The 20,562-nt window shown below is 52.5% G+C and carries 17 protein-coding genes; 13 read left to right on the forward strand and 4 right to left on the reverse strand.

The genetic code is table 11. The features are described from left to right. Positions 1 to 40 precede the first annotated feature (40 nt). The gene (locus FD38_RS05860; RefSeq protein ID WP_057732240.1) at positions 41 to 1,168 is read left to right on the forward strand and encodes a vitamin B12 independent methionine synthase; all 1,128 of its coding nucleotides are present in this window, start codon (positions 41 to 43) and stop codon (positions 1,166 to 1,168) included. Positions 1,169 to 1,339: 171 nt separating this feature from the next. Next, positions 1,340 to 2,032: a glycerophosphodiester phosphodiesterase family protein gene (locus tag FD38_RS05865; protein WP_057732242.1), complete on the forward strand. Its 693-nt coding sequence runs from the start codon at positions 1,340 to 1,342 to the stop codon at positions 2,030 to 2,032. Positions 2,033 to 2,424: 392 nt separating this feature from the next. On the opposite strand, the gene FD38_RS05870 is transcribed toward FD38_RS05865, so the two are convergent. Next, a complete protein-coding gene (locus tag FD38_RS05870; RefSeq protein ID WP_057732270.1) occupies positions 2,425 to 2,940 on the reverse strand; it encodes a GtrA family protein in 516 nt (171 codons plus the stop codon). Positions 2,941 to 3,086: 146 nt separating this feature from the next. Further along, on the reverse strand, positions 3,087 to 3,641 hold the full coding sequence (locus FD38_RS05875; RefSeq protein ID WP_057732244.1) for an NADPH-dependent FMN reductase: 555 nt from the start codon (positions 3,639 to 3,641) through the stop codon (positions 3,087 to 3,089). A gap of 78 nt (positions 3,642 to 3,719) precedes the next feature. Here FD38_RS05875 and FD38_RS05880 point away from each other — a divergent pair, with 78 nt between their 5' ends. The 5 genes from FD38_RS05880 (at position 3,720) to FD38_RS05900 (ending at position 9,622) form a co-directional block, all read left to right on the forward strand. After that, positions 3,720 to 4,157, forward strand: coding sequence for a MarR family winged helix-turn-helix transcriptional regulator (locus FD38_RS05880; RefSeq protein WP_057732246.1), 438 nt, complete (start codon positions 3,720 to 3,722; stop codon positions 4,155 to 4,157). 114 nt (positions 4,158 to 4,271) lie between these two features. Beyond that, entirely contained in the window at positions 4,272 to 4,934 is a 663-nt protein-coding gene (locus FD38_RS05885) for a TetR/AcrR family transcriptional regulator (RefSeq protein WP_057732248.1), read from the forward strand. Positions 4,935 to 4,964: 30 nt separating this feature from the next. Beyond that, positions 4,965 to 6,752: a translation elongation factor 4 gene (lepA, locus tag FD38_RS05890; protein WP_057732250.1), complete on the forward strand. Its 1,788-nt coding sequence runs from the start codon at positions 4,965 to 4,967 to the stop codon at positions 6,750 to 6,752. Between the two features lie 170 nt (positions 6,753 to 6,922). Further along, entirely contained in the window at positions 6,923 to 8,332 is a 1,410-nt protein-coding gene (locus FD38_RS05895) for a hypothetical protein (RefSeq protein WP_057732251.1), read from the forward strand. 441 nt (positions 8,333 to 8,773) lie between these two features. After that, a complete protein-coding gene (locus FD38_RS05900; protein ID WP_057732254.1) occupies positions 8,774 to 9,622 on the forward strand; it encodes an aldo/keto reductase in 849 nt (282 codons plus the stop codon). A 54-nt stretch (positions 9,623 to 9,676) separates the two neighbouring features. On the opposite strand, the gene FD38_RS05905 is transcribed toward FD38_RS05900, so the two are convergent. Then, complete coding sequence (locus FD38_RS05905; RefSeq protein ID WP_057732256.1) at positions 9,677 to 11,587, reverse strand: oxidoreductase; 1,911 nt, start codon at positions 11,585 to 11,587, stop codon at positions 9,677 to 9,679. Between the two features lie 161 nt (positions 11,588 to 11,748). Between FD38_RS05905 and FD38_RS05910 the strand changes: the two genes are divergently transcribed. Beyond that, entirely contained in the window at positions 11,749 to 12,360 is a 612-nt protein-coding gene (locus FD38_RS05910; RefSeq protein WP_057732258.1) for a TetR/AcrR family transcriptional regulator, read from the forward strand. Between the two features lie 65 nt (positions 12,361 to 12,425). Here the strand turns inward: FD38_RS05910 and FD38_RS05915 are convergent, their stop codons facing one another. Beyond that, positions 12,426 to 13,634 carry an MFS transporter gene (locus FD38_RS05915; protein ID WP_057732260.1) on the reverse strand — a complete coding sequence of 403 codons (1,209 nt, stop codon included), beginning with the start codon at positions 13,632 to 13,634 and terminating at the stop codon, positions 12,426 to 12,428. A gap of 743 nt (positions 13,635 to 14,377) precedes the next feature. Here FD38_RS05915 and FD38_RS05920 point away from each other — a divergent pair. From FD38_RS05920 to FD38_RS05940, 5 genes are all read left to right on the forward strand, one after another. Then, a complete protein-coding gene (locus tag FD38_RS05920; RefSeq protein WP_057732262.1) occupies positions 14,378 to 17,134 on the forward strand; it encodes an HAD-IC family P-type ATPase in 2,757 nt (918 codons plus the stop codon). 139 nt (positions 17,135 to 17,273) lie between these two features. Continuing rightward, complete coding sequence (locus FD38_RS05925) at positions 17,274 to 17,909, forward strand: HAD family hydrolase (protein WP_057732264.1); 636 nt, start codon at positions 17,274 to 17,276, stop codon at positions 17,907 to 17,909. Between the two features lie 540 nt (positions 17,910 to 18,449). Further along, positions 18,450 to 18,671: a hypothetical protein gene (locus FD38_RS05930; protein WP_057732266.1), complete on the forward strand. Its 222-nt coding sequence runs from the start codon at positions 18,450 to 18,452 to the stop codon at positions 18,669 to 18,671. Between the two features lie 14 nt (positions 18,672 to 18,685). Next, entirely contained in the window at positions 18,686 to 18,925 is a 240-nt protein-coding gene (locus FD38_RS05935; RefSeq protein ID WP_057732268.1) for a hypothetical protein, read from the forward strand. A 92-nt stretch (positions 18,926 to 19,017) separates the two neighbouring features. Then, a complete protein-coding gene (locus FD38_RS05940; RefSeq protein ID WP_083485289.1) occupies positions 19,018 to 20,442 on the forward strand; it encodes a C69 family dipeptidase in 1,425 nt (474 codons plus the stop codon). Positions 20,443 to 20,562 lie beyond the last annotated feature (120 nt).

Here is a 20,562-nt window from a genome sequence, read left to right on the forward strand (position 1 = left end):
CGCGCCATTAAACCAGTTAATTTTTAGGAGGAATTTTATTATGACAACGACAACTCAAACTGTTTATCCTTACCGCTACGACGTTGTGGGGAGCTTATTACGGCCCGCCGCTTTGAAGGACGCCCGGGGCAAGTTCTCCGCCGGCAAGATTGGGGCCGACGAACTGGCCGCCGTGCAACACGACGAAACCAAACGCGTGGTTCAAGAACAACTGAACTTAGGCTTAAAGGCCGTGACCGACGGCGAATTCAACCGCAGTTGGTGGCACTTGGACTTCTTGTGGGGCCTGACTGGCGTGGGTCATTACGATTACAAGCAAAGTTATAAGTTCCACGGCAGCAAGACCCGAACCGACAACGCCGACTTGGTGGGCAAGATCGCCTTTAACCCGGATCACCCGTTCTTCAAGACGTTTAGCTACTTACAAACGTTGGTCCCAGATGACGTGCTGGTCAAGCAGATCATCCCGTCACCAACCATGCTGTTCCGGGACAACCGCAGTGACAACTGGTCCCAATTCTACGACAGCTGGGACCAATACTTAGACGACCTGTCCAAGGCCTACCACGAAACCATCGAACACTTCTACGCGTTGGGCTGCCGTTATCTGCAATTAGACGACACCACCTGGGCCTTTCTGATCAGTAAGCTCAACGAAACGGCCGATGACGCCACGGCGCACGCCAAATACGTGAAGTTGGCCGAAGATGCCGTCCGGGTGATCAACCAATTACTGGCCGGTTTACCGGAAGACCTGACCGTGACCACCCACGTTTGCCGGGGGAACTTCAAGTCGACCTACCTGTTCTCGGGCAGCTACGACGACGTGGCCGACTACCTGGGGCAACTGAACTACGACGGCTTGTTCCTGGAATACGATAGCGACCGGGCCGGGGACTTCACGCCGCTCAAACGCATCTGGCACAACGATAGCCACAAGCGCATCATTTTAGGCTTGATCACGTCCAAGTTCCCCGAATTGGAAGATCCGGCAGCCATCAAGGACCGCATCCAACAAGCCAGTCAATACGTGCCGTTAGCCAACTTAGGCTTGTCAACGCAGTGCGGGTTTGCCTCGACCGAAGAAGGGAACCAACTGACCGAAGACCAACAATGGGCCAAGTTGAAGCTGGTCAAGCAGATTGCGACCGACGTCTGGGGCCACTAACCTTTACTCAATTTTTACCGAAAATTAAGCGTGACGCGACCTGCCTTTGCTAGACTGAAGATGGTTTAGTGACCAGTGAACCGGCCGGAAAATGTGGGCATTCCGGGGGCAAAAAGGCTACACTGGGGATAACAACTAGGCCGGAACTTTCCGGCGAGGAGGGAACGCGTCATGACGAAAACAACCATGGTGTTCGGGCATCGCGGGTATCCGGCAAAATTTCCGGAGAACTCGTTGGCCGGCTTCACGTACGCCGTGCAGCATCACATTGAAGGTTTGGAATTTGACGTGCATCTGACCAAGGACAACGTGCCGGTCATCATGCACGACGAAAAAATTAACCGGACCACCGACGGGAAGGGCTACATTCGCGACTATACCCTGGCGGAATTACAACGGTTCAAGTTGGCCAACGGCGATAGTTTGCCGACCCTAGCGGCATTTTTACGGGTGGTCGCTAATCAGGATGTTCACCTGAACCTGGAATTTAAGACCGATAAGATCCAGTATCCCAACATCGAAAAGATCGTGCTGGGGATGGTCCACGCCACGCCGTTGGTCCATCCGGTGATTTATTCGTCGTTTCATCTGCCGACCCTCAAGACTTGTCAGACGTTGGCACCGGACGAAATCTACTGCTGGTTGACCGATAAACGGGTCAGAAACGCCGCCTCCTTTGTGAAAAAGGAGGGCTTGGCGGGCCTGCACCTGAGTCATTATCAGGATAATATTCCGGTGGTCGAACGCATCTGGACCGTCGACAGCGTGAAGCAAGCGACCAAGTTGTTCAACGACCACGTGGCGGGCATCTTCACCGATGACTTCGAAACCATGATGGCGTTGAAGCAACAACTACAGGGCTAATTAAAAATGCGACTCTCGCCAGATGTTGGTGGGGGTCGCATTTATTGGTTCAAAATTTAGTTCGGAGGATTCAGCGCCTCCGGGTCAGTCAGAAATGGGCTGGAACGGAGTGGGTACGGCTTCAAGCCCCCCAAACCGGGTCTTGAAGACCGACCTTTGTCTAGGCCGGCGAAGAACACCGGCCAACACAAATTTCACTCCTGAGCCCATTTCTGACTGGCCCTCCAGCTCACATTGATTAGAATGACAACTTAAACGAGTTCATTTCAACTAAAAAATAACGGATAATCAGTTAATCAATAATTGCTCCTTAATTTAAGAGGCACACTAAGTTACTCTCAATGACAATCTAGTCCATGAGCCCGGAATTAAACTATTTGTTGGTTTAAAATTTAGTTCGTGGTCTTTTGCGTTTTCTTATTAAAGATGAACCACTTGGAGAAGAAGTAGTTGCCGAAGATGGCTAGGCCGTGGCCAATCACCTTGGTAATCGTGGCGTGGAAGGACAGCAGGGAGATACCGACGTATAGAATCAAGGCTTCTAACACGTAGGTGAAGACCCGGGTACCGTAGAACTTTCCCATGTCACGGAAGGGGTGCGCCGAGGCGTGTTTGAAGACCAACTTCTTGTCGATCCAAAACGACGCCTGCACGCTGAAGACCCAGGCAATCAGGTTAGAAATTTGGTATTCAACGCCAAAGATATTGTTGAATAAGTAGAAGACGGAGATGTTGACGACCACCCCAAGGGAGCCCCACAGAAGATAGCGCTGAATTTCCTTGTGCGCTTTTTCCTCGACGGCTTCGAGTTGCTCGGCAAATTCATTTTCCGTTTCGGTGAGTTCGGCTTCGTATTCGGATTCCGTGGCGGGATAGCGATGATGCTGTAGTGGTGTTTGATTGTCCATTTCCATAAAATTCCGCAGACCTTTCTTGAACAAGTTGATGCCTTAATTATAGCGTTTTTAAACGACCCTGCAATGGTGTGGACCAGTTTTTCGGCGATAAAAAACGACCAGTCGACACCGGGAAAGGGTGGACTGGTCGTTGGAGGTTAACCTAAAACGTGAGTAAATTCCGCGCTTAGCTGGCGAACGTCAAATTTATACGGCGCCAACGATTTTTCGGGGTCCTTGAAGTGGCCCTGGTCGTCGAGTTCGGCGGCGGGCAGACTGATTTCCAGGTTGTTGCTTAACCGGTTGAATTTTAATCCGCGCAACACCAGCGAAAGGGCCAGTGCGGCTTGGTAGCCGCCCCGGCCGCCGTAGGACACCATGCTGACCGGCTTACCGCGCCATTCGCTGTAGAGGTAATCGAGTGCGTTTTTCAGTGGGGCCGGGTAGCCCCAGTTGTATTGTGGGAAGAGGAGGACGAAGCCCTGGTAACCTTGGATGCGGTCACTCCAGGCCTTGGTGTGTTTCAATTCATAATTGCCGTCGCTGGGCATCTGGTTCTCATCCAGGAAGGGCAGGTCGATTTTCGCCAAATCGAGAATATCGACGGTCAGGTCGGCCGTTTGCAAATTTTGTTGTAACCAGGTAGCGATGCTGGGGCCGATCCGACTGGGCCGGGTCGAGCCGATGATGATGGCAATTTTGGCGACACTCATAACTTAGTCAGCTCCTTATTTGGGAAAACAGTTCGTGCAACGTGCACATGGTAGCACGCCTCTGCTATAATCACAACTATGGATAACGATATTTTTGAAGCCTTATTTGAAATCATGACGTTCTTTCACCAACCGCAAGACGAACGTCAGCAGTTGCATCGCGCGGGCACGGCCTTGGAACCGGCTGCGATGCCGATCATTGTGCGGGCGGGTCAACAGCCCGGCGTCAGCGTGGGAGAGCTGGCCGGCTGGATTGGCCGTAATCACTCGTCGATCAGTCGGCAGGTCGATCGCCTGATCAAGACCGGTTGGCTGACGGAAGCCGAGCGAGACGACCAGCGGATTCGCCGGGTCCAGCTCACGGAAAAGGGCCAACGGGGGTTAATGCAGCTAAAGGCGACCCGAGAAGCGGAATTTAGCCAACGGATTCAGGCCTACACCCCGCAACAGCGCGCGGAATTATTGCGGTCGCTGCGGTTGTTGGCACAGACGTTACGGGAACCGAAGCAGGATTGAAGAGTGTCCAGTTGAGACGCTCTTTTTTAATTTGTCAAAATTGACTGATGGTTAATTTTGAGGTAAACTACGTTAAAATTAACTGACGGTCAATTTTAAAAGGAGATGCGATGAATGGCCAACATTTACACACCAGATCAAAAGAACGCTAAGCGTCAGGCGATGATGCAGGCGGCCGTTCGGCTCTTTACCCAGCAAAGCTACACGGCGATTACCATGCAACAAGTTGCCACTGCGGTGGGCAGTTCTAAGGGAACGGTCTTTCACTATTTTGCGACTAAGGAAGACCTCTTTATGAGTATTTTATTGGAAAACTATCAAGCGTACTTTCAACAGCTCATCACGGAGTTAACGGCCGGCCCGCAACTTACCCGGACGACCTTTAGCGAGTGGCTAGTGGGGCAATCGCAAAACCTGATTGAGCATCACGCGACTTTGGTCCGGTTAAACGCGATTCGGGGGCCCATTTTAGAGGGGAAGGCCAATATGGCAGAAACCGTCGCTCAGCGTAACCGGCTGTACGCCGTTAGCCAGCAGTTGGGAGATACCCTGGTTTACAAAACCGATCACTTACTTAGTCAATCTCAGTTTAGCCATTTATTTGTGATTCAAAGTGGCCAGATCAGCGGGTTGATGAACATGGCCTCGCTGGCGCGCTTCAACCATCAAACCTTAAGCGTTGCCTATCCGGATTTTGACATTCAGGTAGTTTTAGAAGCAAAGCGCCAACTGCGTTACTACTTAACGGGCTACTTACGAGACTATGCGCAGGACTAACCAATTCGAAAAAATTAAAGGAGTTTAGCTATGCAACAACAATTCATTCGTAACTTTGCCATTATCGCGCACATTGATCATGGCAAATCGACCCTAGCGGACCGCATCATGGCCTTGACCAAAACCGTCAGTGAACGGGACAGTCACGCCCAATTACTCGATGACCTGGCCGTTGAACGGGATCACGGGGTGACCGTCAAGTCGCGGACGGTGCGGAACTATTACCGAGACCAGACCGGCCAAGATTATGAATATAATTTAATTGATACCCCGGGTCACGTGGACTTTAACTATGAGGTGGCCAAAAGTCTGGCCGCCACGGAAGGCGCCATTCTGTTAGTCGATGCCACCCAGGGCGTTCAGGCCCAGACCATTGCCAATTACCGAATCGCGCAACAGGACGGTCTGACCATCATTCCGGTCCTGAACAAGATCGATATGCCGGCGGCGGATGTGCCCGCCACTTTGGCCCAATTGCACGACTTAAATCCCGCCTTTGACCGGGCCCATACGTTGATGATCTCGGCCAAGACGGGCGAAGGGGTACCCGCGGTGTTAGAAGCCATTAAGGAACGTATTCCTGCGCCGAGCGGCAAACCAACGGCCCCGCTAAAAGCGTTAGTCTTCGATTCCCTTTACGATCCCTATCAGGGCGTGATCGCCTATGTCCGGGTGCTAGACGGTCAGCTCGATTTAAGCCAACCGCTGACGTTGATGCAAGCAACTCTTGATTTCAAAGCTAAGGGCGTGGGCGTCTTTAGTCCGACCATGCACCCCCAGGCGACGCTCAATGCCGGTGAGGTCGGCTATGTGGTGACGGGAATTAAGGATCCCCGGGCGGTGCGCGTGGGAGAAACGCTGACCCGAAAAACCGCGCCAGCTACGGCGGCACTTCCGGGCTACCGACCGGCCCAACCCATGGTCTTTGCGGGGTTATATCCTAAAGATAACGACTATCCGGCTCTACGGGAAGCGGTGCTGAAACTAGGTTTGAACGACACGTCGTTTTCCTTTACGGAAGAACGGTCCGAAGCCTTGGGTATGGGCTTTCGGTGTGGGTTCTTGGGGGCGTTTCACCTGCAGATCATTCGTGAACGTCTCCGTGATGAGTATGGTCTGGAGGTCTTGGCAACGGCGCCTAACGTGACGTATCAGGTCACGTTGAAGAACGGCCAACACATGGTGATTACCAATCCAGTCCAGTTCCCCGCGTTTGGCCTCATCGAGACTGTGGCGGAACCCTTCGTGCGGGCCGAGATCACGACGCCGGACAACGGCCTAAACGCCGTGTTAAAGCTGGTTGATCACCACAAGGGGACGTTACTGGACTTGGGAAATAGTGGCGATCTCGTGGTGGTCACCGCGAAGTTCCCACTGTCCGAGGTGGCGGCACACTTTTTCTCCGAGTTAAAGTCGGTCTCCCACGGCTACGCGAGCCTCAATACCGAATTTTTAGATAACGAAGTAGCGGACCTGGTAAAAATCGAGGTTGCCATGAATTACGCCCCCGTCGATGCCCTGGCGATGGTGGTGCACCGGAGCGATGCCCCTGCCATCACGCAGGCGTTGGTTAAGCAGCTGAAAGCGACGGTCCCCCGGCAATTGTACCCAACGCCGGTCCAGGCGATTGTGGAGGGGAAGGCCCTAGCGCGAGTCGACGTGCCACCGTTACGCAAGAACGCGGCGGTCAACGGGGAGGCCCACAGCGTGTCGAAAAAAGCGGCCCTATTACGGCGACAGAGTCAAAATAAGCGCCGGGCCACGCAAAGCCAAATCAAACTCCCCCAAAGTGTGTTTAACGCTTTATTGGAATTGTAATCTACGGTCGTTTCGAGTTGATCTTTTGAGGAAGCGGTGGGGGTGACGGTGACCCCGGCGGCCCATGCAAATTCTAAAATTTCCTTAACCTCAGCCTAATTTTAAGGTTCAGGCGGTACAACTAGGCTAGAGCAAGTTAATAGCCTGCTTAATGAAAGGGAGGAATTTGTATGCCAGCAACCAAACGAAATCTAACCATCGCCTTAGCCAGTACCCTGGTTTTAGGGGGACTCGTGGCGGCACCGCAACTGTTAAAGTCACCAGTCGGTGCGGGAAATCCACCCCAAGCCCAGGCCAAGACGAAACCAAGTGGTAAACCGAGTGGCACCGCGGCGCCGGGTCAGACCAGTAGCAGTAGTGCCAAGCTTTCCGGCACCAAGACCATCACGGGGACCAAACGGCTCAGCAACACCACGGTCAAGTCCAGTACGGCGAACCGCTCGGCGCTGTACGTGAAAAAGGGCGGTAAGCTGACCCTGACCGGCAGTCAGGTCACCAAGCGGGGCAACACCACCAGTACCGATAACAGTAATTTCTTCGGCCAAAACGCCGGGATCCTGGTCACCAAGGGCGGGAGTGCTACCCTGAATAAATTGACCGAAACCACGAATTCGATTGGCTCGAACGCCATTTTCGCGACGGGCAGTCAGGCCAAGGTCACCGTGAAAAATTCGACGATTAAAACTAGTAAATCTTCATCGCGTGGGTTGGACGCGACCTATAAAGGTAAAATCACCGCTAGTAACGTGAACATCACCACCAAAGGGAGTCATTCCGCGGCCTTAGCCACCGACCGAGGCGGCGGGACCGTTAGCCTGAACAAGGGGACGCTGAAGACCGCGGGGGATGGCTCGCCGGTCCTGTACTCGACGGGGACCATCACGGCCACCAACGTTACCGGGACCGCCACGGGTGCCGAAGCCGCCGATATTGAAGGGTCGAACAGCATCACGGTCAAGAATTCGACCCTGACCGGTGAGAAGAACAACGGGGTCATGCTGTATCAAAGCATGTCCGGGGATTCCGAGGTCGGCACGTCGGTCTTTACCATGACCAACGGCCGCCTGACGTCCAAGGTCAAGAGTGGCTCCAAGGGGACGTCTAACCACACCGGGGCGTTATTCTACGTCACCAATACCACGGCCAAGATGAACCTGACCAACGTGAAACTCAGTAACGCGTCAAGTACGCTGATTCGCCTGTCTGGCGACCGGTGGGGGACCAGCGGCAGTAACGGCGGTAAGTTGACCTTTAATGCTAAGAACCAGACGTTAAAGGGGAACATCTTGATTGCCAAGGGCAGCAGTCTCAAGCTGAACTTGACGGCGGGAAGTACCCTGACCGGGGCCATCAACAGCGCCCACACGGCCGGCAAGTCGACGGTGACGTTGAAGGGCAACAACCGCTGGAACGTCACCAAGACGTCGCACATTACCGCGTTGATCAGTACCAAGAGTGCCTTGAAGAACATCCACTCTAACGGCCACAACGTGTACTATTCTAAAAGTAATAGTGCCAACAAGTGGCTCAACGGCAAGACCTACAGCCTGACGGGCGGCGGAAAGTTGATTGCGGAATAGAAAAATTAATCGTGAGATCAAAAAATGTTCGGTTACGCCCCTTTGATGGGGAATAACCGAACATTTTTTAGCGCGTTGGTCGAACAGCGCGACCAACAAATTAACCCTATTGAATCAAACTGGGATTTAGTCTGATTCAATAGGGTTATGGACATGATCACCGGTGAACGTCGTGGTAGTTTCCGGGTACCACGGGGTCGGTCATCAAAAAGCTTTAGTTTGTCGTCTGTTTGTTAAGCAATCTTTACGACAGATTTATCATAACAGAGAAATGGCTAAATTTGGGCGTTCTAGACGATTTGTAATATTACAATTTTGCCCACCGAAGAAATAAGGCTTGACGAACAATAACGTTGTTTGTGAATCCGTTACCAAAATCCTTGCCTTCCAGTGGGTCGAAGGGGGTATACTGGCCACAAGCAATGAATTGGAGGGTTATCAATGGCAGTTTTAACGGATAAGTTTAGTTTAGCTAACGGAACGAACATTCCTCAAGTGGGGTTTGGGACCTGGCAGATTCCGGGTGGGCAAACCGCCTACGACGCCGTGGCCAACGCCTTGAAGACCGGCTACCGGCACATTGATACCGCGAAGGCCTACGCAAACGAATCTAGCGTGGGTAAGGCGGTCCGCGACTCCGGCCTCGACCGTAGTGACGTTTTCGTGACGACCAAGTTACCGGCCGAAACCAAGTCCTATCAGGGGGCGCTGGCCGATTTCAAGACCACGCTCAAGAACCTGGACCTAGATTACGTGGACCTGTACCTGATCCACGCGCCATGGCCGTGGAACGAGATTGGTAAGGATTGTGACGCCCAGAACTTGGAAGTGTGGCAGGCGATGGAAGAAATCTACACGTCCGGCAAGGCGAAGGCCATTGGGGTGTCCAACTTCAACGTCCATGACTTGCAAAACATTCTGCATCACGCCACGGTAGCCCCGATGGTCGACCAGATTCAATACTACGTCGGCTACACGGAACCGAAGATTACCAAGTTTGCCCAGGACCACGGGATGTTGGTCGAGGCTTACTCCCCACTGGCGACCGGTGACATGCTAAATAATCCGGCGGTCCGCGAAATGGCGAACAAGTACCACGTTTCGCCGGCCCAACTGGCCTTACGGTTCTGCCTGGAAAACGGGGTTCTGCCGCTACCGAAGGCGACCCACCAAGACCACATCGAAGCGAACGCGCAACTGGACTTCTCCATCAACGCCGCCGATATGGCCACGTTGAACGGGATGGCTGACACGGCAGCGAACCACTTCCATAACGGAACCCAGGGTTAAATTGACTTGAGATGTAAAAAGGACGCCTGAAAGCGTCCTTTTTGTTTACGATAATTAAGCCATAACCCGAATTGCATGGTAGGCTTCGTGAACTGCATCGATAATTTTACGTGGCTTCTCGGCATCACCAACAACGGTTAAATCTACCTTATCCGCAAGAGGTCCTTCAAGGTCATCTACAGATGAGTAACCAGCCGCGATAATTGCCGTATCACAAGGTAATGTGGTGTCTTTTCCAGCAACGCTAAGCGTAATGGATGAATCCGTAATAGTTTTAATTTTAGCTCCAGTCATGATTTTTACGCCTGCAGCAGTTAAGTGGTCGCGTAAGGAAAGATCATTATTTTTAGAATGGTCCGCTGTTAGGAGAATATCATCCAGCATTTCTACAATTGTCACGTCATCAGATTGAGCGCTCATATCAAGTGCTGTCTCACAGCCAACTAGGCCACCGCCGATTACAACAACGTGTTGGCCAGGAGTTTTACGTTCAACGAGATAATCTTCAGCTTGACTGGCATTTTCAATTCCAGCAATATGGGGTGTTTTACTTTTGGCACCGGTAGCTAGGATAACTTTATCGAAATGGCCAGCTAAAACTTTATCTTCCGTAGCAACCGTATCGTAGCGAACGTTGATATCTTGGCGACTCACTTCGCGCTCTAAGTATTTCACGAATTTCATAACATCACGTTTGAAGGCAGGATAACCGGCAACATACATATTGCCGCCTAACCGAGTTGTTTTTTCCCAAAGTTCGACTTGATAACCGCGGCGAGCAGCCGTGATAGCTGCTTCCATCCCGCCAGGGCCGCCCCCAATAACTAAAATTTTTTTAGTGGTTTTGGCTGGGGTTAATTGATAGTCCTTTTCGGCGTAGCAAAGTGGATTAACTGTACAGTAATAATGTTTACCGTTAAAGCCACTCAGAAGGCATTCATTACAGCCGATGCACGGAACAATTCGATCAAAGTTACCAGCTTTGACTTTGGCTGGCCAATAAGGATCGGCAAGCATTTGATGAGCTAAGCCGACGAAATCAGCGTTGCCATCTTCCAATACCTGTTCGGCGTCCTTAGGGTTGTTGAGTTTACCTTGAGTAATGACGGGAATATTAACTGCTTGCTTAACCGCCTTGGCGGCAAAGATTTGATGCATTGGTTTTTCATAAACGGTGGTGATGGCTTTATACCAGACCTCGTAACAGCCAACGTCAACGTGCAAGGCGTCTACTCCTGCGGCTTCGTAAATTTGAGCCATTTTAACGCCTTTATCAAGTTCACGACCACCCTTAATTCCATGATAGGCAGTGAATTTCATCGATACGGGGAATTCTGAGCCACATGTTTCTTTAATCTTTGCGATGATTTCGGTACTAAATCGTAATCGATTCTCTAAACTTCCACCGTATTGATCTTTACGTTGATTCCAGAGGGAAGAATTGAATTGATCAATGAGATAGCCACCGTAACCATGAATTTCAACTCCGTCAGCGCCGGCGGCTTTAGCCAATCCTGCAGAGTAAGCCATTCGTTCTTCGAGGAACTGAATATCTTCAATCGTGAGCGCCCGACACTTTAAATTTGGAAACCAGAAGGAATGAGCAGTATCACTGGCAGAGTACGGCGGTGTGTAAGGATCTGCATAAACCATGCGTCCCAGACCAGGAGTCAATTGGACAAAAACTTTAGCGCCATAGTGATGACAACGTTCAATCATGACAGCTAATTTCTCGACATTGTGAAATTCGGATAATTCATTTTCAGGACGTGCTTCGTATTTGGTACTAACGATATTGGCACCAGTGATAATTAGACCGGCACCACCTTTAGCCCGTTCCTCAAAATAGGTAATTGAATGGTCAGAATAACTCCCGTTAGCTTCGGGTTTAGTTCCCATTGGGGCCATAATAATCCGATTTTTTAACTTAACGTCACCGATTTTTCCGCGTTTGAACAAGTCCATGATATTAGCTCCTCTCAATCGTTACTAATTTCACTATCTTTACTTAAGTAAAGATTAGCACGATTTCAATGTAAGCGCAATCATATTTTCTGAAGTTGAGCAAGGATATGCTAAAATTAAACCAATAATTGATGGGATTAGACGGATAGGAAGCGACCTGAATGGATACTCGAAAATTAATTCTACATACAGCCTATGAGCTTTTTAAAGAAAAATCGTATGAAGATGTTAGTGTTACTGATATTTGTAATGCTTGTCGGTTAACTAAACCAGCATTCTATTATCATTTTTCTTCAAAGTCTGATTTATTACTGCATTACTATGATAATGCGGTCGATCAGATTTCACTTCAAACGAAGGAGAAGAGTTCAAATTACTGGCAACAGCTGGTGTCTTGCTTTGTTCAACTGATTGAAGCGGGAACTGGTTTGGGTGTAGATATCACAAGTCAATTATTTATTGCAAATTTGACTGAGAATAAGGGATCGTTTGATTTTAATCAGCGCTTTTCTGAGATTTGCATTGAGTTGATTACGAAAGCTCAAAAAGTGGGGCAAATTCGAAATCAAAAAAGCCCAGCTGATTTATTTGTTGCCGCGTCCGTCATGTTTACAGGATATGCTGTCTTTTGGGCTGTTAAAAATGCAGATTTTGATCGTGTTAAAAATGTTGTGGCTTCATTGGAAGTCGTATTCGATGTTCCAGAGGATTTACGAACCAGTCAAAATGATATTTGTACGTGGCAGGGCAATTGTGTAATTGAAACAAAATAATAAGAAGATACGCCAATAGACTAGTAAAGGCCCTAGCAGATTTCTCCGCTAGGGCCTTTACTAGTCTATTTTACTTTCTTAGCCGCCAAGTCGCGTTGTCCTTGGCGTTGTTCCATCCGTTGCAGGATGACCGCCACACCGATGCCTAGGACCAGCATGCCAATCCCCAACCACGGGGTGTTGACCAGTTGACCTTGGGCCACGGCTTGACCGCCCAACCCGGACCCCAACATAATCCCAATGTTGAAGGCCGAGATGTTCAGCGCGGACGCCAGCGACACTTCGTTAGGCGTGTAGGTTTCCGCCATTTGAACGATGTAGAGCTGTAAGCCCGGCACGTTCATGAAGGCGAACAGTCCCATGATGACCACGGCCAATAAGCCCCAGAAGTGTAGGTTGACGGTCAACCGCACCAGTAACAGCGCGATGGCCAGGCCCGCAAACATCTTCATGATGGCCGGTAGCGGGTGTCGGTTGGCAAACCGGCCGCCCAGGGTGTTGCCAATCGCAACGGCGACCCCGTAGAAAATCAAAATCACGACAATGGCGCTAGTCGACCAGCCCATTTGCTGGTTCAGAATCGGCGTCAGGTAGGTGTAGACCGGGAACGTTGCCCCGTAGCCCAGCGCCGTGATGATGAGGATCAACAGGAGTTGCGGTTGCTTTAAGATTCGCCAAATACCCTTGATGCTGGTGGGGTTGGGCAACGGTAAGTCGTTAGGCACGACCAAGAGGTTGGTGACTAACCCGATCAGCCCCAGCAGAATCAGGAAGACGAAGGACGCGCGCCAACCGAACGTTTGCCCGATAAAGGTCCCCAGCGGCACGCCGGTCACCGTCGCTAACGTCAGGCCGGTAAACATCACGGCGATGGCGGAAGCCCGTTTCTCGGGCACCACCACGTCCGCGGCAATCAACGACGAAATCGCCATAAAGATGCCGTGAGCCAGAGCGGCTAAGACCCGACCGGCCAACAAGATACCGAAGGTCGGTGCGGCGGCCGCCAAGAGGTTGCCTAATAGGAAGGTGACCATGATGGCAATCAAGAGCCGCTTCCGGTTCCAGCGGTTGGTGACCAGCGCCAGGATCGGCGTGCCGACCGTAATCCCAGCGGCGTAAAGCGAGACGGTCGCGCCACCCTGGGCGAGGGAGATGTCGAAACTCTGAGTTAACAATGGCAATAAGCCAACACTGATGAATTCGGTGGACCCGATGGCAAAAGCACTAATGGCTAAGGAAAACAGGATCCAACCTGATGAAATGGTACGCTGCATAATGGCGTGACCTCCTTTAAATGATTAATTGATGTTGCTTAGTATACGGGCCTGGCGTGTCGCTCACAAGACGGCACTTTAAAGTGCGCTAGGCACCTGGAGGTAACCTTGCGAAACATTAGTTGAGTGGAAACTGCTCGCCTTCCAGCGCTCAGGGGCTGGAACGCCTGCGGGCACGATTTGAAGCCCCGCAAAACCCACGGGTCTTCAAACTCGGCCTTAGTCTAGGCCAGCAAAATACGCTGACCAAGACTAATTTCGCTGGCTGAGCCCCTGCTCGCCTCCAGGCTAGACATTGGTGTTCAATTGAGGGTGGGGTTATTGGTGATTCCGATTGATAGTTGATAAATTGGGCCGCACGCAATCGTGAGCGGTAGGGTAAGTCAAAATGGGCTCAGGGGTGAAATTTGTCTTAGTCGGTGTTCTTGGCCGGCTTAGACAAAGGTCGGTCTGGAAGACCTGTACTATGGGCTTCCAGCCGTGCCCACCCACAACCCGTTTCCGCCCATTTTGACTTACCCGGAAGCGCCTAGTTTGCGCTGATTGGGCTTTTTAACCCCATAAGTAATTGTGAAGTTTTTAAGACTTTCAGGGTCAGATTGTGCAGAGAGTGAACAAACCTGATAAAATAGGCTTACTCAAACTAAGCAAGGGGGTGGCCGTCTTGTACCACGGTTACGAGACTTTCCGCATACCAGACCGCTAATACACACGTTATAAAGTTGAAAGGATGATTTTTTTCTATGGCAGAACAGCCGAATCAAAGTAACACCCCAATTTCCGAAACACCCGACCCCGGACCGGCCACGCCGCTATGGCAACGTAGTACCGCCCAACTGGAGACCGATTACGCCACCAACGGCACCACCGGTCTGAGCGAAGCGGAGGCCAAGGCGCGCTTGGCCAAGAACGGGCCCAACGAATTGACCGCTAAGCCGCAGTCCAACCTGTTGCGGTTTTTAAAACAATTCAACAACAGTATTATCTACATCTTAGCGGCCGCGGCCATCATGACCTTCTTCATGCACCACTACTCCGACTCGATCGTTATCGGGTTAGTGATTGTCGCTAACGCCTTCATCGGGTTCTTCCAGGAACGTTCCGCCGATAACGCGCTGGCGAGAATCAAGGCGTTACTGGTGTCCGAAGCCGTCGTGATCCGCGATGGGCAGAAACTCACGCTACCGTCACGCGAAGTGGTGGTCGGTGACATCGTCCAACTGGAAGCCGGGGATACCGTTCCCGCCGACCTGCGGCTGATCGATGCCGATAACCTGAAGATTCAGGAATCCGCGCTGACCGGGGAGACCGATTCCGTGTTAAAGGGTGAAGATCCGTTAACTGCGAATGACCTGGCGTTAGCCGACCGGTCGAACCAAGCGTTTGCCTCGACGGCCGTGACGAACGGGTCCGGCCGCGGAATCGTGACGGTGACCGGGGCACAAACCGAAATTGGGACCATTCAGCAACACGTCGCCAAGGTGAAGACCCAACCCACGCCGTTGATGCGGAACTTAAACCGCTTAGGCCTGGGCTTGTCACTGGCCATCTTAGTGGTGGCGGTCTTGCTGTTTATTTTAGGGATGATTACCCACGTCTACAGTCTGCCAACCCTGCTGATCGCCGTGATCACCATGGTGGTCGGGTCGATGCCCGAAGGTCTGCCCGCTAGTACCTCGGTGGTGCTGGCGATGGGGACCCAACAGATGACTAAGCAAAACGTCATCGTTAAGACCCTGCCAGCCGTTGAAACGCTGGGGGCTGTGGACATCATCAACACCGATAAGACCGGGACGCTGACCAAAAACGAAATGACCGTGACCGACGTTCTGACCCCGCAGGCCTCCTACACGGTGACCGGGGTGGGTTACGATGCCGCTGGGCAGGTGCAAGACCAACAGGGCCAGACCGTGGCCTGGCAAAACGACGCCAACCTGGAATGGTTGGTTCAAATCGCCGGACAGACTTCCGACGCCGAATTCCACGAGGAAGACGGCCAGTGGGTCCTGACCGGGGAACCGACCGACGGGGCGTTGACCGCGTTGTACCACAAGTTGACCGGTCAAGATCCGGCGCCGCAAGAAATCGATTCGTTGCCGTTTGACTCGGCGATTCGTTACTCCGCCCGCCTGGTCGACCACCGCAACCAGCGTTGGTTACTGGTCAAGGGGGCGCCCCAAACGTTGCTGCGCCTGATGCAAGAGCAGGGGCAGACCGTCGATGTGGATGCTTGGCAGGAACGTTTGTCGCAACTGACCCGCCAAGGAAAACGGGTGGTGGCCTTAGGGTACCAACCCGTGCCCGCCGATGCGGACGAGGTCGACGACTTGCCAATCGGTAAGGACTTGCATTTAGCCGGGATGACCGGAATCATCGACCCGCCGCGTCCGGGGGTGGCCGACGACGTCAAGCAACTGCGCTACGCCGGCATCAAGGTCAAGATGATCACCGGGGACGACCCGGAAACCGCCGCGGCGATTGCGGCGCAACTGAACCTGGCCGAACAGCCCAAGGCGATTACCGGACCGGAATTGAATCAACTGAGCGACGTCGAATTGGTCGATAAGATCGACCAGTACACGGTGTTCGCCCGGACCACGCCGGCCGATAAACTGCGGATCGTGCAGGCCCAACAGAAGCGGGGCCACGTGGTCTCGATGACCGGGGACGGCGTGAACGATGCGCCGGCCTTGAAGCAGGCCGATATCGGGGTCGCCATGGGGATTCGGGGAACCGATGTCGCCAAGGACTCCGCCGACATGGTCTTAGCCGACGACGATTTCACTTCATTGCTGGGGGCCGTACGGGAAGGCCGGCACGTCTTCGACAACATTCGTAAGACGATTCGCTTCCTGCTGCCGACCAGTTTTGCCGAAGGACTGATCGTGGTGCTGAGTATCCTGATGGACCAGACGTTACCGTTGTTCCCGACGCAATTGCTGTGGATCAACATGGTCTCGGCCCTGACGATTCAGTTTGCTTTCATCTTCGAGCCCGCCGAAAGTGGCATCATGAAGCGCGGACCGCGAGACGTCACCAAGGGGATTCTGGGCAAGTACGACATCTTCGAAGTGGTTTACGTGTCGCTGCTGATCTCGGGACTAGGGATGTTTGCCTACGACCTGTTGACCAGCCAGGGATTAAGCGCCGTAGTCGGCAGTACCATGACGTTAAACGTGATCATTTTCGGGAAGATCTTCTACCTGTTCAACCTGCAAAACGACCATCCGGTGCTCTCGAAGTACTTCTTTAGAAATAAGATGAGTTTCGTGATTGTGGGCATCCTGTTGGCGCTCCAAGCCATGATCATCTACTGGCCCGCCATGCAGGGCGTCTTCCACACCACCAGTGCCAACTTCACTTACGGTTGGGGGATTCCGATCCTGGCCGGTATCGTGGTACTCGTGGTCACCGAAATTGCCAAGGCGTTACGCCACCGCTGGCAACGCTTGGTACAAGATAAGGAACAACGCGTGACGGCCGACCGGCAAACGGACTAAGCCCTCGCGCACGCCAAAAACACGCCACCAATCTGGGGCGTGTTTTTTTGCGGGGCTTTTTAAAAATTCTGTCAATGTTAAGTAACCGTACTGGCGTGGAACCGGAGCGGCAGGGTACACTAAAGCCTGAGGTGATGATATGCAAAACTTTTTCTTCGATTTTGATAGTACGTTAGCTGATACCAAGCAAGTCGCCGTGGTGGCCACCCAGCAGACCTTCGTGGCTCAGGGGTTAACGGCTCCCGCCGCCGACGTGGTGGTGAGCTACATGGGCGTGCCCATCGAGGTCTCGTTCGCTAAGATGGCGGACCGCCCGTTGACGGCCGCGGAACTCGAACCGTTATTCCAGGAATTTCGGCGCCAGTACGCCCTGGCCGACGGGGAAATCCAACCGTTTGCCGGGATGCTGGAAACGTTAGCCGCCCTGAAGGCCGCCGGCAAGCGGCTCTTCGTGGTTTCCAGTAAGCACTCCACGCCACTGCGCCGGAACCTGGCGCAAATCGGGATGGGCACCACCTTTGAGGCGTTGTGTGGCTCCGACATGGTGGCCCACTACAAGCCCGCGCCCGACGGTATCTTGAACCTACTGGCCCGGTTTGACCTGGCCCCGGCGCAAAGCGTGATGATCGGGGATGCCATCTACGACATTCAGATGGGGCAAAACGCCCACGTGGCAACGGCCGCCGCGCTGTGGGGTGCCGCTGATCCGATGGCCGTAAAAAAGCAGCAGCCGACTTACTTACTCCAGCAACCGAAACAGCTCCTTATCGTTTGATAATTGTTAAATTTTAAGTTGATTTTAAACAAAAGTATAGTATGATGTGGTTACAATCATTTGGGATGCCAATTATTATTAAATAAGTAAATTGCGTCCAATCAATGGTTTTGACTTTGTTTAAAACCGGTCAATGGAGATTGACCCCGAACTTGAAAGGAAGTACCGCCCATCAAAATCGAAGATATCCAGACTTGGACTGCCGCAGAGCTCACGCGTCGCGGCCGCGATGCTAGCAAATGGCAGTTATTCGCGACGTCTGCCGAAAAAGACGTTTATCTATTCCGGAACCCAGCCAAGAATGAACAGATCACGGTGTACCAACACGCCGATGGTCAACGGATTATGGGGAACGTTTGGGGCTCTTAGCCCCGAGCTTCAGCATTAAGAGAGACTTAGCAACGACCGCTTCACCGCGTTTTTTTCGGTGAACCGGTCGTTTTTAGATTGCACTCAAAGCTGTGATGTGGGTAAACTAGTTAATGATAATAAACGTCTGGGGAGACGGGGAGGAAGGACAACACGCATTTACGCACACACGTGGACCGCACGCACTATTCGCGGTGGTTTCACTTTTGGAATCAGTATGAACGACTCACCAGCTGGCCGTTACTCATCGCCGTTTTGGTGGCCTCTATCTACCATCCGTGGTGGTTAGTGGTCATCATCGGCATCGGGTTTGGTGGCGATGTGATTTGGGGCGTGAGCCTAATGATTGAAGACTGGCGGCACCACCGTAAGGGAGGCTTACGGTACCGCTAAAGGAGGATTTGGACGTGCAAACTAAGGGTCGGGTCAACCGCGAACATTACTCGCGGTGGTTTCGTTTCTTGGACTGGTGGGAACGACCGGTCTCGTGGCTGTTTCTGATTTCGTTGGTGGTGATGGTCTTTGCTAACGTCCGTTGGCTGGCCAGCGTGGTCACGGTCAGTTTTGGGTTCAACCTGGTGTGGTTGATCTCGTTAGTGGTGGAGGACCGCATCCATAAACGCCGGGGAGATTTTCGTTACTATTGATAGGCCAGCGACCTTTTCGCCAAATTTCACGGAAGTGACTGGTCAGGACCGGTTCCGACTCCTATACTATTAAGCAAAGGGGGCGGAACAGTTTGAATAACAAGAGTTCCGATTGTACCGAAATTTTAGTAGGTAAGGCCGCCAGTATGGACGGTTCCACGATTGTTGCCCGTAACGAAGATGGTTACGGCCCAGTCAATCCGATTAAGGTCGTGGTGCACGCCGCGACGGACCAACAGAATGCATCGTTTACGTCGATCACCACGGGAGTCCATGTCCCGCTACCGGATCACGCGTACCGTTACACCGGCACGCCGCAAGCCGACCAGAGCGATGGCCAGTACGAAGAAGCCGGGATCAACGAATTTAACGTGGGCATGAGCGCCACGGAAACCACGGCGACCAACGCTCGCGTTTTGGGTTACGACCCGCTCGTCGATGACGGCATCAACGAAGAGGCCATGGTCACACTGGTCTTGCCGTACATCAAGAGTGCCAAGGAAGGGGCCCAACGCTTGGGCGCCTTGCTGGAAAAATACGGCACCGGCGAAAGCAACAGTATTTCCTTTAACGATAAAAATGAAATCTGGTACCTCGAAACGGCCGGTGGTCACCACTGGGCCGCGATGCGGATTCCGGATGACTGCTACGCCATCGCGCCGAACCAGACGCTGATGCAAGAAATCGATTTGACCGATAGCGCCAACTTTCTTGGGGCCAGCGATTTGACCGACTTTGTGGCGCAACACCACCTGAACCCCGAACCGGGGCACTTCAATTTCCGTGAGATCTTTGGGACCCATAGTGAAGCCGACGCGTACTACAACACGCCGCGGACCTGGTACGGCCAGAAGCTGTTCAATCCCGAAATTGACCAGGTGCCAACCAGTCAAGACATGCCGTTTACCCGTAAACCAGCCAAGAAGATCGCCATCGAAGACGTGCAGTTCTTCCTGTCGTCACACTATAACGGCACCGAATACGACCCGTTTGGCACCTACGCCTCGGGCACGGCGAACCAACAACGCAAGTACCGGCCGATTGCCATGGACCGTAACCAGGCCTCGTCTATCCTGCAGATTCGTAACGGGGTCGACGACGCGCACGCCGCGATTCAGTGGGTCGCACTAGGGTTCTTCGCCTACAGTCCGTACATGCCGTTCTTCACCAACATCAACGACACGCCGGAAGACTACAAGAACACCACGACCACGGTCTCGACCGACAACGTTTACTGGTTGGAAAAGACCTTATCCGTGATCATCGAGCCGCACTTCCACGAGTACGTCGAGGCCATCAACGCCTACCGCGACGCGTGCCAGTCTTACGCCCGCGGGCGGGTAGAAGCCACGGATAATGCGGTGGCCGATGCCACGGACGTGACCGACTTTCTGACCCGCAGCAACGCCGAAACCGCCGGAGAAATCTCCAAGCGGACCCACGCGCTGTTCGATCAGCTGGTCAAGCACGGGTTGAACCTGTCCATGACGGCCTGGGAAAAGGGGCAAAACCTGTAATCCGGGGTCAGCCGAGTTAATTTTAAAATCGCATTGGAAATATGAGTTGAATTCAAAAAAGCAGGAGTTTGGGACATAAGTCCCTAAATTCCAGTAGTTAAAAATTGGTCCTAGAAATCG

The organism is Levilactobacillus zymae DSM 19395 (assembly GCF_001434115.1).
Lineage (GTDB): Bacteria > Bacillota > Bacilli > Lactobacillales > Lactobacillaceae > Levilactobacillus > Levilactobacillus zymae.

Coding starts and splice junctions, on each gene's coding strand:
- FD38_RS05915 (WP_057732260.1), bottom strand. CDS start 13,634: ATGCAGCGTACCATTTCATCAGGTTGGATCCTGTTTTCCTTAGCCATT.
- FD38_RS05875 (WP_057732244.1), bottom strand. CDS start 3,641: ATGAGTGTCGCCAAAATTGCCATCATCATCGGCTCGACCCGGCCCAGT.
- FD38_RS05900 (WP_057732254.1), top strand. CDS start 8,774: ATGGCAGTTTTAACGGATAAGTTTAGTTTAGCTAACGGAACGAACATT.
- FD38_RS05895 (WP_057732251.1), top strand. CDS start 6,923: ATGCCAGCAACCAAACGAAATCTAACCATCGCCTTAGCCAGTACCCTG.
- FD38_RS05870 (WP_057732270.1), bottom strand. CDS start 2,940: ATGGACAATCAAACACCACTACAGCATCATCGCTATCCCGCCACGGAA.
- FD38_RS05925 (WP_057732264.1), top strand. CDS start 17,274: ATGCAAAACTTTTTCTTCGATTTTGATAGTACGTTAGCTGATACCAAG.
- FD38_RS05865 (WP_057732242.1), top strand. CDS start 1,340: ATGACGAAAACAACCATGGTGTTCGGGCATCGCGGGTATCCGGCAAAA.
- lepA (WP_057732250.1), top strand. CDS start 4,965: ATGCAACAACAATTCATTCGTAACTTTGCCATTATCGCGCACATTGAT.
- FD38_RS05920 (WP_057732262.1), top strand. CDS start 14,378: ATGGCAGAACAGCCGAATCAAAGTAACACCCCAATTTCCGAAACACCC.
- FD38_RS05910 (WP_057732258.1), top strand. CDS start 11,749: ATGGATACTCGAAAATTAATTCTACATACAGCCTATGAGCTTTTTAAA.
- FD38_RS05885 (WP_057732248.1), top strand. CDS start 4,272: ATGGCCAACATTTACACACCAGATCAAAAGAACGCTAAGCGTCAGGCG.
- FD38_RS05905 (WP_057732256.1), bottom strand. CDS start 11,587: ATGGACTTGTTCAAACGCGGAAAAATCGGTGACGTTAAGTTAAAAAAT.
- FD38_RS05860 (WP_057732240.1), top strand. CDS start 41: ATGACAACGACAACTCAAACTGTTTATCCTTACCGCTACGACGTTGTG.
- FD38_RS05880 (WP_057732246.1), top strand. CDS start 3,720: ATGGATAACGATATTTTTGAAGCCTTATTTGAAATCATGACGTTCTTT.